A 13,933-nucleotide genomic window follows, 5' to 3' on the forward strand; every position below is an offset into this window, starting at 1 on the left:
GGCCTGACAGGTCGGTTACTGGGCGGTGCCGGGCACTCCGTCCGGCACCAGACCGCGGTCGGCGAGGCTGCCGTCCAGCCAGGCCGCGGCCAGCTCCGCCCGGGAGCGGCAACCGGTGCGCTGGAACAGCTGCGTCAGCCGCCGCTCCACGGTCTTCTCGCTCGACGCCAGCCGCGCCGCGATCTGCCGGTTGGTCGCCCCGTCGCTGACCAGCACGGTCAGCCTGACGTCCGCCTCGCTCAACCGCTCCCTGGCCGGCCGCAGTCTCGGCAGTACGAGACTGCGGCGCCGCGCCATGTGACCCAGTGTCGTACGGGTGGCGCGCCCGATCCCCAGCGACTGCGCGAGGTACGAGGCCTCGGCCAGCCGCCGGTCGGAGTCGTCGCCGATCTCCACCAGGCACAGCCGGCAGAGCAGGCCCATGTACACATCACCCCGCCGGTCCACCGACCGCAGGGCGGCCCGCGCGCCGTCCACCTCTCCGTGCACCAGCCCCCGGCCCAGCAGCACCGTCTCGCGCGTCATGGCAGAGCCCACTTCCTCATGGAGCGCCTCCAGTTCACCCAGCGTCCGACGCATGGCCTGCGGCATACCCTCCAGCAGGGCGTACGACAGATACCGCAGCAGCACCTTCTCGATGCCCGCCAGCAGTCCGCTCCCACGAGCCCGCCGTACGTCCTCGCGCGCTCCCTCCAGCGCCTCCGCCACCTGGCCCGACCAGTACCGCAGACTCATCCTGGCCCAGGCGACGAGCGGGTGGGCCACACCGTCGGGAATCAGCTCCAGCCATGCCCGGGCGTGCCCCAACTCCCCGCGGGCGCAGTGGATCTCGGCGGCCAGCGCGCGGGCGCACTGTGCGGGGGCGGCTTCCGTGCCACGGGTCCGGCTGCGTGCCTCGATCCGACGGGCGGCCGAGAGAGCCTGGTCCCAGTCGCCCTCCAGATAGGAGCACACCATGGTGTGGTAGCGCGCGGCGGTGCTGTCCCCCGCCCCCGTGTAGCGGTCGCCGAGCACGGCGGCCAGGGCGTCGGCGAGGTCAGCGTGGGTGGCCGCGTGCCGCAGCCGGTCCGTCATGTGCGCGCCGTTCGCTTCCGGCGGCAGGGCGCCCAGTGCCTCCAGCAGCTCGGCGCGCCCGCCCGCGGCGGCGGCCAGCAACCGGAGTTCCGCGGGCGAGGGCAGCGGCCCGGATCCGGGGCGACGGTCGGCGATCGGGTGACGCACGGTCGGGCGAGCCCCGCCTTCCGGACGGCGTGCGCCCCGGCCGATCCCGTACGGATCGGCCGGCGCCGCGTATCCCTCCACGGCGGCCAGGTGTTCCGGGACACCGGTGTCCCGGGTGCCGGAGCCATTGGAGTACGGCAACCGGTGCTCGTGCAGCGCCGCCAGAGCCCACACTTCGGTGACGTACACCAGACGGTCCCGGTCCTCGTCCCGGCCTTCGCCCTCGTCCCGGCCTTCGCCCTCGTCCCGGTCTCCGGCCTCGTTCCGGTCTCCGCCCCCGTCTCCGCCCCCGTCTCCGTCTCCGTCCCCGCTCCCGTCCCTGTCCCGCTCGGCGGGTGACGCGTCCAGACAGGCGAGCAGCGGTTCGCCCAGGGCCAACGCACCGGGATGGTCGGCATGGCGCAGGCTCAGCTCGGCGGACTCGTACAGCACACCGGGCGTCCTGCGGTCGTACGGAGTCAGGCGTCCCAGCGCCGAGGAGTAGGCCCGGACCGACCGCGGCCAGTCGGATCTGGCGTCCGTACGGGCCGCCGCGAGCAGCACGTCCACCGCCAGTGCGTCGTCCAACTCGGCCCCGGCGGCGCTCACATGGTCGGCGAGGCGGGGATAGCCACCCCCTGCGGTGCGTGCGCCGAGCCGGTCGCTCAGCGACCTGGTGATCAGGGCGTGCAACGACGACACGTCGTGGTGGGTGGGCAGGGCGCGCAGCGCCGCCGCGAGCGCCGGGACGGCGAACGACGCCCGGCCGTCCTCGTCCACCGTCAGGATTCCGTCCCCGACCAGCGGTGTCAGGGCCCGGTCGACGAGGCCGGCCCGCCGGGGGCCTCCCGGCTTCAGCCGGTGCAGATCGTCGAACCGTATCTCGGCGTGTTCCAGGGCGCGGGCCACCGCGGCGGCCGCGTCCAGGTCGGCGGCGTCCGGTGGCGCGCCGGGCCAGCAGAGCCGCCTCAGCTGTGCCACGTCCGTGCTGAGCCGCAGGGCCTGCTCCGGCTCGGTCAGGCAGACACGGCCGCCGAGTTCGAGGAAGCCGCCGCGCCCGTCCACCGAATCGAGCACCGACAGTACGGCCTCGGGGGTGCCTGCCATCGGTCCCAGCGCACGCAGCACCGCCGTCACCAGTGCCGGCTCGACCGGGCGGCCGAGCCCGCTCACGATCAGGGCCTCGACGTCGGCGGGGCGCAGCGGCGGCAGTTCGAGCAACCGGTCGGCGGCCGACGTCAGTCGGAAGGCGGCACCGTCTTTCGGGTGCGCCGGTCGCCCGGCCATCACCATCGGCACGCCGGCCGGGCGGAAGACACGTATGAGCAGGCCGAGGGCGGAGGCCGTGGCCGACGGCAGCCGCTCGACGTCGTCGATCACCAGCGCGAAAGGGGTGTCACGGGCGGTGTCCGCGAGTACCTCCCGCAGTACGGCGAGCCGACTCAACTCGCCCTGCTTCTCCAGGCCAGGTGGCTGGTGCGATGTACGGCGGGAGCCGCTGATGCGGACCGTGTTCCGGCGGTTGTGGACCTTGGTGAGCGCGCTGTGGACGCCGTCGGCCAGGGCGGCGGCGCCGGGCGTACTCCCGCCGTCGTGACAGCGCAGCCGCAGGACTTTCGCGCCCTCCTCGACCGCCGCTCGCCGAGCGTGTTCCAGTACGGCGGTCTTGCCCGTTCCGGCCGCGCCGACGACCAGCAGGACGCGCGCCGGGTCACCGGTGGACAGCAGGGTCCGGGTCACCTCCCTGATCTCGCCGTCCCGGCCTATGACAGGTCCGCCGTCACGCACGTGCACGCCTCCTGATCCGGTACTCGCCGGACGGAGAAGACCAGCGGAGCAGACCACATGTAAACGGCCACTGGCACATGACCATAATGGCTGTGGCCGGCCGAGGGCTCGGACAGCGGGCCGGCCGACGGCGTTCTCCACGCGTGGGCGCGTCACCGCCCGCCCGGCACATGTCGTCGAAGAGAGCGCGGTGGGCCATGACTGCTCCGTCCGAAACCCCCTGGCTGCTGCACGGGGGTACGGCCGTGAGCCTGGACCGCACCGCCGGCCGACTGGTGGGCCGCGAGAGACAGTTGGGCGAAGTCCATGGTCGGCTGAGCGATCCGGACGGGCCACGCCTGGTGCGCGTCCGCGGTGAACGGGGCGCGGGGCGTACCGAGTTCCTGCGCGCGACCGGTGAACTGCTGCGCGCGCAGGGGACGGCCGTGCTCGCCGTGGGCTGCGTTCCCGGCGACGACGTACGGCCGTTTCTGCTGGCGCTGCGGTTGATCATGGCGTTGGAGGAGCACCGCCCGGCAGCGGCACACCAACGGTCGACGCGGCCGGCCACCGAGGCCCTGCGGGCGGCCGAGCAGCGTGACGGGACGGCCATGGCGGGACTGCTGCGCGCCGCTCTCGCGCACCCCGTGCTCGCGCCCGTACCCGCGCCCGTGGTCGTGGTGATGGACGACATCCAGCATGCCGACGCCGGTTCGCTGGCCGTGCTCCGGGAGACCGACTTCGCGCGAGTGCCGCCCACCGTCCGGCTGTTGGTCTCGGAAGTGGGCAGCGGTGGGCCGAGCGCGGGCGGGACCGACGAGGGCCGCCGGGCGACCGCGTGGGCCACCGTCGGGGGGACCCACACGGTCGTCCTGTCCCGGCTCGGACCGGAGGAGACCACCACGGTGGTGGCACGCCGGCTGCGGGCCACGCCCGACACGACGCTGGCCCGGCGGGTGCGGGAACTCACCGTCGGGGTTCCCGGCGCGGTCGACGCGCTGCTCACCGGGTGGACGCGGCAGGGCGCGATCAGGGTGGCCGACGGCCACGCCTTCGTCGGTGCGAGGAGACCGACACCGGTGCTGTCGGACAGCGACAGGTTCATGACGGCGCTGGACGCGCTGGGTGAGCCGTGCCGCACGGTGGCCGGGGCACTGAGCATCCTGTGGCCGCTCGGCGGGCGGGCCGCGCGGCTGATCGCGGAGTCGACCGGCCTGTCCACGGACGTGGTGAGCGACGCACTGCGCGCCCTGATCGACGCGGAGATCGCCGAGGACCTGCCGGCGCCGGACGACGCCGACTCCCCCCTGCGCGCCGACACCGACGCCCGGGCCCCTGACGGCCCAACCGCCTCCAGGGCCGACGAGGCTGCGGCCCTCGGGCCTGACGCAACCGTTCCCGGGCCTGACGCAACCGTTCCCGGGCCCGGCGCAACCGTTCTCGGGCCTGACGCAACCGTTCTCGGGCCTGACGCAACCGTTCCCGGGCCCAGCTCAACCGTTCCCGGGCCTCACGCCGCCACTCCCACATCCGGCGACGCCGCTGCCCCCACACCTGGCGACGCCGACGACCTCGGGTCCGAGTCGGCCGCCCTCGGCCCCTACGCCGCCGCTCCCACCCCCCGGGACGTCAGCCTCCCCGCCCCCGACGACATCACCCCGCGCGGCCGGCGGTTTCGGCTGCCGCTCGTGGCGCATGCCGTTCGGGAGCGGCTGGGGCCGTTGGAGCGCAGTCGGCTGTCCGCCACCGCGGTGGAGGCGCTGTGGGCGGAGCAGGACGCGGTGAGCCCGGAGGGCGTCACTCCGCACCCGCGAAGACCGGCGGCCGTGGCCCTGCCGGACGAGGCGGACGCGGTGGCCTACCTCGCGGACCGGGTCGCGGAAGCCGGATCGCTCGTCGACCTCGACCGCGCGGTCGCCGAACTGACGGCCGCCGCGCAGAGACTGCATCCCGACGCCGAGGGGAGGGGAGTGCTCCGGTGGTGCCGGGCGGCCGGCCATCTCGTCGAGCGGCCGGCCGACCGGGTCGCGGCCCTGCACCGGTACGCCAAGGCCGCCTACAACGCCGGCGACCACCACACCGCCCGCACCATCGCGGAGTCGATCCTGCGCAACCTGGCGGACGTCCTCGACCCCCGGGCGCTGCAGGACACCGCCAGCCTGTTCACGGCGGCGACGGCCAACGACCTGGACTGGCGGGCCCTGTCCCGGCTGGCCACGGCGCGATGGTGGGACGAGCTGCGGCTGCCCGGCCCGGCCGCCGTGACCGGCCGCGCGCTGGCCCTGAGCCAGTTGGAGAGGTGGCAGGAGGTACTGGACCTGCTGTCACGGACCGAGCCCGTGTGGACCACCGACGCCCACGCCCGGGTGAAGCCCGCCTATTTCCGAGCCGTGACGGAACTGGCACTGGGCCGGCCGGAACGCTTCCGGGGGTCACTGGCCTTCCCGGAGGCGTCGTACCTCGACACCGGTCACGTCCACGCGCTCGCCACCGCCATGTTCGACGAGCTGCTCAGCGGCCGGGACCTGCGCGCGGCCGAAACCCTGCTGGACGCACAGGGTCTGACAGCCGACCTGCTGGCCCCGCGCAGCCTGTTCCTGTGGCGCCATCTCCAGGGCCGCTGGGACGAGGCACTGGAGTCGGCCCGCTGGATGCTGGCGCACAAGCAGACGAGCACCCCCGCGGCGGACAGCCATCTGATCCCGGCGCGGACCGCCGCCGTCCTGCTGTCCCGGGGCCGCCCCACCAGCGCCCGCCGCCTCCTCGACAGCGTGCGCGGGAACGCGGCGCGCGGCCATGGGGAGGGCCCGCTGGAGTACTCACTGGACGCCGTCGAGTCGGAGTTGCTGCGGGCCCTCGGCGATCCGGCCGGCGCCGAGAAGGTACTGCGCCGCGGCCTGGACGCGGCAGCGGTCCGCGGACAGATCGCCGGCACCGGCGAACTGTGGGCCGCACTCGCCGAGACGCACGCGGAGGAAGGACGTACGGGTGAGGCGGCGATCTGCCTGCGACACCTGCGACGGATCTCCGACCGCACGGGTGACGCGCGGACACGGCTGAGGTATCTGCTGGCGTCGGCCGCCGTCCTGCGCCAAGACGGCCAAGACGGCCAAGACGGCCAAGAGGGCCAGGTCGGTCAGGTCGGCCAAGACGGGCAGGCCCGCCAGGTCGGTCCGGACGATTTCGGCACCGTCCACGACAACCTGCGCGAGGCGGTGGAACTGGCCCGCTCCCGCAGTCAGCCGTTCGAGACGGCAGTGACCCTCGTCGCCGCCGCGGACGCGGGCGCGGGCCCGCCCGCACTGCTGCACGAGGCGTACGAACTGTTCGGCGAGACCGGCGCCGCACTGCCCCGCTTCCACACCAGGACCGCCATGCGCGAGGCCGGAACCACCGTCCCGGGGCGCCGACAGGCCACCGCCGAGAACGAACAACTGCTCGCCACCCTGATCGCCGAAGGACTCACCAACCGCCAGATCGCCACGGTGCTGCGCCTCAGCGAGGACGCGGTCGCCAACCGGCTGACCCGGCTGTTCGCCCGCACCGGGCTGCGGTCCCGCACCGAAGTGGTCACCGCCGTGCTCACCGACTACCGCGTCCACAAAGGCGCGGCCGAACAGGGATGAGTACGCGGTTGTTAGCCTTGCGTGTGATCGGTTATCCCGTACTCGCCCGGACTCCGCGATGAACGCCGTCGGTTCCTCCCCGCCCGGTGCCGCGACCACGCCCTTCCCCCTCGGTGCCGCCACCACGCTCGCCGAACTCACCCGGGACCCCCACGCACGACTGGCACGACTCCGTGCGCACGAGCCCGTGTCCTGGCTGCCCGAACTGGACGGCTGGCTGGTGACCCGCCGGGACCTCGCGATGAACGTGATGCGGGACGCCGAGACCTTCACGGTCGACGACCCGCGGTTCTCCACCGCGCAGGTCGTCGGGCCGAGCATGCTGTCCCTGGACGGTGCCGCGCACGCCCGCCACCGTGAGCCCTTCACCGCTCCCTTCCGCCCCCGGGCCGTCCATGACGGCTTTGCCTCGTTCATCGAGGGGGAGAGCGACCGGCTCATCACCGAACTGGCACCGGCCGGCACCGCCGACCTGCGACGCGCCTTCGCCGGTCCGCTCGCGGTCGCCGTCGTCACCGAGGCACTCGGGCTGGTCGGCACGAGTACCGCCACGGTCCTGTCCTGGTACGACTCCATCGTGGCGGCGGTCTCGGACATCACCGCAGGACAGGCGGCGGGTCCCGCGGGCACCGCGGCCTACGCCCAGTTGCGGGCAGCCGTGGAAGCCACCGTCGCCGACCGGAACGCGGCCTCACTCCTCGTCTCCGCCGCCGGACGGCTGACACCGTCCGAAGTGGCGTCCAACGCCGCGGTCCTGATGTTCGGCGGCATCGAGACCACCGAGGGCATGATCACCAACGCGCTGCTGCATCTGTTGCACCACCCCGACCAACTCGCCCTCGTCCGTGCCGACCCCGACCTGCTGGACGGCGCGATCGAGGAGTCGCTGCGCCTCGAACCGGGCGCCGCGGTCGTGGACCGCTACGCCACCCGCGACACCGTCCTCGGCCCGGTCACCGTCCGCCGCGGCGACCTGGTCACCGTCTCCCTGGCCGGAGCCAACCGCGACCCCGACGTCTTCCCCGACCCCGACAGGTTCGACGTCCGCCGCGAGAACGCGCGCCTCCAACTGGCCTTCGCCCACGGCCCGCACTACTGCCTCGCCGCACACCTCGCGCGCCTGGAGACCCGTATCGCCCTGCGGCACCTGCTCGGACGGCTCCCCGCCCTGCGCCTGGACCCGGCCCGTCCCGCCGCCCCGTACGGCCTGGTCTTCCGTAAGCCGCCCAGCCTCCACGCCCTGTGGGACAGCCCGCTCTGACCGGCCGTCCCCACCGACTGGCCGTCCCCACCGACCGGCCGCCGTCCCTGCCGGCCGCCTCACCGCGACGTTCCCGCGCGGCCCCGACGGGCACCGCCTGCGGCGCCCTGCGTGCGGAACCCCGTCCTGAGACCACCGGGAACGCGGCCTCACCGGCGGCCCGGGGCCCCCGCGCGCAGTCCGTCCATGACGAAGTCCAGAAGGCGGGCGGCGCGCGACTGCCAGTCCCCGTGGGGGTCGAGCTGCCAGAGGCCCGCGATGGCGAGAATGAAGTCGTCCGCGGTCACGCCCGGGCGGATGGTGCCCGCCTCCTCGTTGGTGCGGAGCAGCAGCTCCGCCGCGGACGCCACCGGAGTGGGTTCCGGCTTCGCCGGGCTGCCCGGGGCGCTGGTGGCCTGCCGGATCGCGTCCGCCAGACCCGCCTTGGTCATGGCGAACCGGGCGAGGTGGTCCATCCACTCGCGTAGTGCCCGCTCCGGCTCATGGGCCTGGAGCAGCTCGCACGCCGCCTCGGCGACCTGCTGCATCTCGTGACGGTAGATCTCCAGGACGAGAGCCTCACGATTCGGAAAATTGCGGTAGAACGTGCCCTGCCCGACGCCCGCCTTCTTGGCGATGACGCTGAGCGGGGCGTCCGCGCAGAGCGTCAGCTCGGCCACGGCCACTTCCAGGATGCGCTCGCGGTTCCGCTGCGCGTCCGAGCGCAGAGGTGCGTCCTTCTTGTGCCGCACGCGTCCTCCTCGCGGGTTCGTGGCCGAATCCCGTCCTTGCTAAGCGGACAGGTGTCCACTACGTTTTCTCGTGGGCGGACAACTGTCCGGTTAGGTACACCTTACCGGCGGGTCGTCCGGCCTGGACAGGTGGCGGTGGTCGGCCGCGACCCGCTTGCTTGCATATTGCACGCTTCCGGCCCGCCACCGCTACACGCGGCGACGCCCTCCACCCGACACGCCCCCCGCCCCTCTTCTCCGACGCGACTTCGCGTCTCTTACGTCTATAGCGGTTTTCCGTACTCTCTGCCTGCCGGACCGCCCTCGTGGGATGGCCCGGGAATGTGAAAGAAGGCTGATCATGGCCACAGCGCCCCCGTCGACGTACAGCGCCGTCACTTTGAACATCAACGGCGAGAAGCACACCCTGACCGTCGACCACCGCACCACCCTGCTCGACGCCCTGCGTGAGCGCCTCGATATGACCGGCACCAAAAAGGGCTGTGACCAGGGGCAGTGCGGGGCGTGTACCGTCCTGCTCGACAAACGCCGGGCCGTCGCCTGCCTGCAACTGGCGGTGGCGGCCGAAGGCCGGGAGATCACCACCATCGAGGGCGTCGCCGAGGGTGAGCAATTGCACGCCGTACAGCAGGCGTTCCTCGACCTCGACGGATACCAGTGCGGCTACTGCACACCTGGCCAGATCTGTTCGGCCGTCGCGGTCATCGAGGAGCACGCCGCCGGCTGGCCGAGCGCCGTCACCGACGACGTACGCCCCGAAGCGGGACCACCGCCCCTGACCCCCGACGAGATACGCGAGCGGATGAGCGGCAACCTCTGCCGCTGCGGCGCGTACGTGTCGATCGTGCAGGCGGTCGCCCGCGCGGCCGAGGCCGACGCCGACGCGCGAGCCGTCCGGGCCGCGCAGGGCACCGAGCGCGAAGGGGCAGCGGCATGAAGGAGTTCGGATATCAGCGCGCGGTCGACGTCTCCGGCGCCCTCGCGCTGCTCGACGCCGACCCGGACGCCCGCTTCCTGGGCGGCGGCACCAACCTCGTCGACCTGATGAAGACCGGCGTGGAGCGGCCCGGCCGACTCGTCGACGTACGCGAACTGCCGCTGGACCGCATCGAGTCGACCGAGGACGGCGGACTGCGCATCGGCGCGACCGTCACCAACAGCGACCTCGCCGCGCACCCCGACGTGCGCCGCCGCTACCCGGCCCTGACCCAGGCGGTCCTCGCCGGAGCCTCCGGGCAGCTGCGCAACATGGCGACCGTCGGCGGGAACCTGCTGCAGCGCACCCGCTGCGGCTACTTCACCGACGTGACCAAGCCGTGCAACAAGCGCGACCCCGGCAGCGGCTGCCCCGCGATCGAGGGTGAGCACCACAACCACGCGATCCTGGGCGCCTCCGACCACTGCGTGGCCACCCACCCCTCCGACCTGGGAGTGGCGCTGACGGCCTTCGACGCCGTCGTCACCTACGAGACGGCCGACGGGCCGGGCGAGCTGCCCCTCACCGAGTTCTATCTGCCGGTGGGCGACACCCCGCACCTGGAGACCGCCCTGCCGCCGGGTGCGCTGATCACCGGCGTCGTCCTGCCGCCCGCCCCGGTGGCCGCCAACTCCCGCTACCGCAAGGTGCGCGAGCGGGCCTCGTACGCCTTCGCCATCGGCTCGATCGCCGCCGCGCTCGACGTCCGGGACGGCGACGTGCACGAGGTGCGCCTCGCCTTCGGGGCCGTCGCGTCCCGGCCGTGGCGGGCCCACGCGGCCGAAGCGGCGCTGACCGGCGGACCGGCCGACGCCGCCGCCTTCGCCGCGGCGGCCGACGCCGAACTGGCGGCCGCCCGGCCGCTGCCGCACAACGGATACAAGGTGACACTCATGCGCAACCTCGTCGTCGCCGTGCTGAGCGAACTCGCCGAGGAGGCCGCCCGATGACCACCACCACGACCGGAATCAGGGCGGTACCGGCCGTCGGCACCGCGCACACCCGTGTGGAGGGCCGGGACAAGGTCACCGGAGCGGCCCGCTACGCGGCCGAGATCCCCTTCACCGAACTGGCCCACGGATGGCTGGTGCTCTCCACGGTCACCCGTGGCCGCGTCAGCTCGGTCGAGGACGCTCCGGTCCTGGACATGCCGGGCGTCCTCGCGGTCCTGCACCACGGGAACGCCCCGCGCGTCGACACCGACTACGTCGGCATGCTGGGCATGCCGCCGGACCCGACCATCGCCGTCTTCCAGCACGACCGGGTGCCGCACGCGGGCTGGCCGGTGGCGCTGGTCGTCGCCGAGACCTCCGAGCAGGCCAGGGAAGCCGCCGAGGCGTTGGTGGTGCACTACGAGGAGGAGGCGCACGACGTCACCTTCGCCGGGGAGCACCCCGACGCGTACTCGATACCCGGCCCCGGTGGACCGGCGGTGACGGAGAAGGGCGACCTCGAAGCCGAACTGGCCTCCTCCGCCGTCGTCCTGGACGCCGTGTACACCACGCCGGAAGAGCACCACAACTCGATGGAGCCCCACGCGGCGACAGCCCTGTGGGACGGCGGCCGGCTGGAGGTGGTGGACTCCAACCAGGGCACGATCTGGGTCGCGGCCGAACTCGCCAGTCTCTTCTCGCTCGACCCGGCCTCGGTGCACGTGCGCTCCGAACACGTCGGCGGCGGCTTCGGCAGCAAGGGCGTCCGCGCCCACCAGGTCGCAGCGGTGATGGCCGCGACCGTCCTGTCGCGCCCCGTCCGGGTCGTCATGACGCGCCGTCAGATGTTCTCGCTCGCCGGCTACCGCAGCCCCACGACCCAGCGGGTCCGGCTCGGCGCCGACGCCGAGGGACGGCTGCGCGCGCTGGAGCACAGCTGCCTGAGCCTGACCTCGACCGTGTACGAGTTCATCGAGTCGGGCGCCGGACCGGCGCGGGTGATGTACGACGCCCCCGCCCACCACACCGCCAACAGGGTCGTACGGCTCGATGTGCCGAGCCCGACGTTCATGCGCGCTCCCGGCGAGGCGCCCGGCTCGTTCGCGCTGGAATCGGCACTCGACGAACTCGCCGAGAAGCTCGGTGTCGACCCGATCGAGCTGCGTAGCCGCAACGAGCCCGCGGTGGGTCCGGTCTCCGGACTGCCGTTCAGCACCCGCAACCTGCCCGCCTGCTTCGAGGAGGGCGCCCGCCGGTTCGGCTGGGCGGACCGGGACCCGCGTCCGGGTGTGCGCCGGGAAGGGCGCTGGCTGATCGGCACCGGTACGGCGGCGGCCTCCTTCTTCGTGGGAGCGATGCCGTCCACGGCCGCCGCGACCGCGGAGGCCGACGGCACCTTCACCGTGCGGATCAACGCGGCGGACATCGGGACCGGGGCCCGGACGGCGCTCACCCTGATCGCCGCCGACGCCCTTGAGGTGCCCACCGACCGGGTTCGTGTGCGGATCGGCGACAGCGACTTCGGTCCGGCGATGATCGCCGGCGGGTCGATGGGCACCCGGTCCTGGGCCTGGGCGGTCACGGCCGCGGCCCGGGAACTGCTGGAGCGGCTCGCCCTGAGCGACGGCATCCCGCCGGAGGGCATCACCGTACGGTCGGACACCACCGCCGCCGTCGGGGCCCTCGCGCAGAAGGAACGCCACTCCTTCGGGGCGCAGTTCGCCGAGGTCGCCGTGGACGTGAGCACCGGAGAAGTGCGCGTGCGCCGCATGCTCGGCATGTTCGCCGCGGGGCGCATCATCAACCCGCTCACGGCCCGCGGCCAGTTCACCGGCGGAATGATCTGGGGCATCTCCATGGCCCTGCACGAGGAGGCGGTGAGGGACCGGAACACCGGCGCCCTCTACGGCGCCGACCTCGCGGGCTACCACGTCGCCAGCAACGCCGACGTACCGCTCGTAGAGGCCGACTGGGTGGACGACCCGGACCCGGACGACCCGGTCGGAATCAAGGGCATCGGCGAGATCGGCATCGTGGGAGCCGCGGCGGCGATCGCCAACGCGGTCTGGCACGCGACCGGCGTACGCCACCGCGACCTGCCCATCCGGCCGGACCGCGTCATCACGGCGGGCCCGCATGTTTGACATCGCCGACGAGCTGGCCCGCTGGGCCGAGGAGGGCCGGGAGTTCGCCGTGGCCACCGTGGTGGCCGTCGGGGGCAGCGCACCACGTGGGCCGGGCGCGGCCCTCGCGGTCGACAGCGAGGGCACGGTCATCGGCTCGGTCTCCGGCGGCTGCGTGGAAGGGGCGGTGTACGACCTGTGCGTGCAGGCGCTCCAGGACGGCGGATGCGTCCTCGAACGGTTCGGCTACAGCGACGAGGACGCCTTCGCGGTCGGTCTGACCTGCGGCGGGGTGCTCGACATCATGATCACCCCGGTCGCCGCACAGGCAACGGTCCGTGAGGTGTTCCGCTCGGCGCTTTCGGCCGTCGCCTCGGGCGAACCCAGGGCACTCGCCCGGGTCGTCCGGGGCCCGGCGGAACTCCTCGGCAGGGCCCTGCTGGTGCACCCCGACGGCTCGTACGAGGGGTCGTACGGCAATGGCTCCGCGGAGCTGGACCGTACGGCCGCGGCCGAGGCGCGGGCGATGCTGGACGGCGGACGGACCGGCACCCTCGACCTCTCGGAGGACGGCAGCAACTGCCCCGGCGGGCTCACCCTGCTCGTCGAGTCGAACGTACCGCCGCCGCGCATGATCGTCTTCGGTGCGATCGACTTCGCCGCGGCGCTCGTGCGGGCCGGCAAGTTCCTCGGCTACCACGTGACGGTGTGCGACGCCCGTCCCGTGTTCGCCACCCGGGCCCGCTTCCCCGAGGCCGACGACCTGGTCGTCGACTGGCCGCACCGGTATCTGCGGGGCACCGCGACCGACGGGCGCACGGTGCTGTGCGTGCTCACCCACGACGCCAAGTTCGACATCCCGCTGCTGGAACAGGCACTGCGGATGCCGGTGGCGTTCGTCGGGGCGATGGGTTCGCGCAGGACCCACGCGGACCGGGACCGGCGGCTGCGTGAAGTCGGCCTGACCGAGGTCGAGTTGGCGCGACTGCGGTCGCCGATCGGCCTCGACCTCGGCGCCCGTACGCCCGAGGAGACGGCCCTGTCCATCGCGTCCGAGATCGTCGCGGCCCGGCGCGGTGGAACGGGCGCGCCCCTCACCGGGACACGGACCCCGATCCACCGTGACGGCGGGCAGCGGGACGCGACGGAGGCCGCGGAGGCCGCCTGAAGACCAGGGACAGGGCCCGGCCGCCGATCGTGACGGCCGGGCCCTGTCCCGGTTCAGGGCATGTCAGACGCGGTCGGCCACGATGAGCAGGTACTGGAAACTGCCGTTCCTGTACGCGTTAAGGAACGTTTCCTCGATGCCGGTGACCA

General features: G+C 73.3%; 8 protein-coding genes. 6 read left to right on the forward strand and 2 right to left on the reverse strand.

Annotated elements, in window-relative coordinates:
* Nucleotides 1–15: 15 nt before the first annotated feature.
* A complete protein-coding gene (locus tag ACIOKD_RS40880) occupies nucleotides 16–2,988 on the reverse strand; it encodes an AAA family ATPase (RefSeq protein ID WP_402093501.1) in 2,973 nt (990 codons plus the stop codon).
* A gap of 197 nt (nucleotides 2,989–3,185) precedes the next feature.
* Between ACIOKD_RS40880 and ACIOKD_RS40885 the strand changes: the two genes are divergently transcribed.
* Both ACIOKD_RS40885 and ACIOKD_RS40890 read left to right on the forward strand, forming a co-directional pair.
* On the forward strand, nucleotides 3,186–6,593 hold the full coding sequence (locus ACIOKD_RS40885; RefSeq protein WP_402093502.1) for an AAA family ATPase: 3,408 nt from the start codon (nucleotides 3,186–3,188) through the stop codon (nucleotides 6,591–6,593).
* Nucleotides 6,594–6,651: 58 nt separating this feature from the next.
* The gene (locus tag ACIOKD_RS40890; RefSeq protein ID WP_402093504.1) at nucleotides 6,652–7,854 is read left to right on the forward strand and encodes a cytochrome P450; all 1,203 of its coding nucleotides are present in this window, start codon (nucleotides 6,652–6,654) and stop codon (nucleotides 7,852–7,854) included.
* Between the two features lie 149 nt (nucleotides 7,855–8,003).
* Here the strand turns inward: ACIOKD_RS40890 and ACIOKD_RS40895 are convergent, their stop codons facing one another.
* Nucleotides 8,004–8,585 carry a TetR/AcrR family transcriptional regulator gene (locus tag ACIOKD_RS40895; protein WP_402093505.1) on the reverse strand — a complete coding sequence of 194 codons (582 nt, stop codon included), beginning with the start codon at nucleotides 8,583–8,585 and terminating at the stop codon, nucleotides 8,004–8,006.
* A gap of 340 nt (nucleotides 8,586–8,925) precedes the next feature.
* Between ACIOKD_RS40895 and ACIOKD_RS40900 the strand changes: the two genes are divergently transcribed.
* The 4 genes from ACIOKD_RS40900 to ACIOKD_RS40915 are packed head-to-tail and all read left to right on the forward strand — an operon-like array spanning nucleotide 8,926 to nucleotide 13,784.
* Nucleotides 8,926–9,522 (forward strand): 2Fe-2S iron-sulfur cluster-binding protein, encoded by a 597-nt coding sequence (locus ACIOKD_RS40900; protein WP_402093506.1) that lies wholly within the window; start codon nucleotides 8,926–8,928, stop codon nucleotides 9,520–9,522.
* Nucleotides 9,519–10,511 (forward strand): FAD binding domain-containing protein, encoded by a 993-nt coding sequence (locus ACIOKD_RS40905; RefSeq protein ID WP_402093508.1) that lies wholly within the window; start codon nucleotides 9,519–9,521, stop codon nucleotides 10,509–10,511. Before ACIOKD_RS40900 ends, ACIOKD_RS40905 begins: the two co-directional genes overlap by 4 nt.
* On the forward strand, nucleotides 10,508–12,637 hold the full coding sequence (locus ACIOKD_RS40910) for a xanthine dehydrogenase family protein molybdopterin-binding subunit (RefSeq protein ID WP_402093510.1): 2,130 nt from the start codon (nucleotides 10,508–10,510) through the stop codon (nucleotides 12,635–12,637). Before ACIOKD_RS40905 ends, ACIOKD_RS40910 begins: the two co-directional genes overlap by 4 nt.
* A complete protein-coding gene (locus ACIOKD_RS40915) occupies nucleotides 12,630–13,784 on the forward strand; it encodes an XdhC family protein (protein WP_402093512.1) in 1,155 nt (384 codons plus the stop codon). Before ACIOKD_RS40910 ends, ACIOKD_RS40915 begins: the two co-directional genes overlap by 8 nt.
* Nucleotides 13,785–13,933: the final 149 nt, after the last annotated feature.

The organism is Streptomyces sp. NPDC087844 (assembly GCF_044742785.1).
GTDB lineage: Bacteria > Actinomycetota > Actinomycetes > Streptomycetales > Streptomycetaceae > Streptomyces.

Bases quoted from the DNA above. Each gene is read 5' to 3' on its own strand.
- ACIOKD_RS40885 (WP_402093502.1), top strand. From the start codon at position 3,186: ATGACTGCTCCGTCCGAAACCCCCTGGCTGCTGCACGGGGGTACGGCC.
- ACIOKD_RS40890 (WP_402093504.1), top strand. From the start codon at position 6,652: ATGAACGCCGTCGGTTCCTCCCCGCCCGGTGCCGCGACCACGCCCTTC.
- ACIOKD_RS40900 (WP_402093506.1), top strand. From the start codon at position 8,926: ATGGCCACAGCGCCCCCGTCGACGTACAGCGCCGTCACTTTGAACATC.
- ACIOKD_RS40905 (WP_402093508.1), top strand. From the start codon at position 9,519: ATGAAGGAGTTCGGATATCAGCGCGCGGTCGACGTCTCCGGCGCCCTC.
- ACIOKD_RS40910 (WP_402093510.1), top strand. From the start codon at position 10,508: ATGACCACCACCACGACCGGAATCAGGGCGGTACCGGCCGTCGGCACC.
- ACIOKD_RS40915 (WP_402093512.1), top strand. From the start codon at position 12,630: ATGTTTGACATCGCCGACGAGCTGGCCCGCTGGGCCGAGGAGGGCCGG.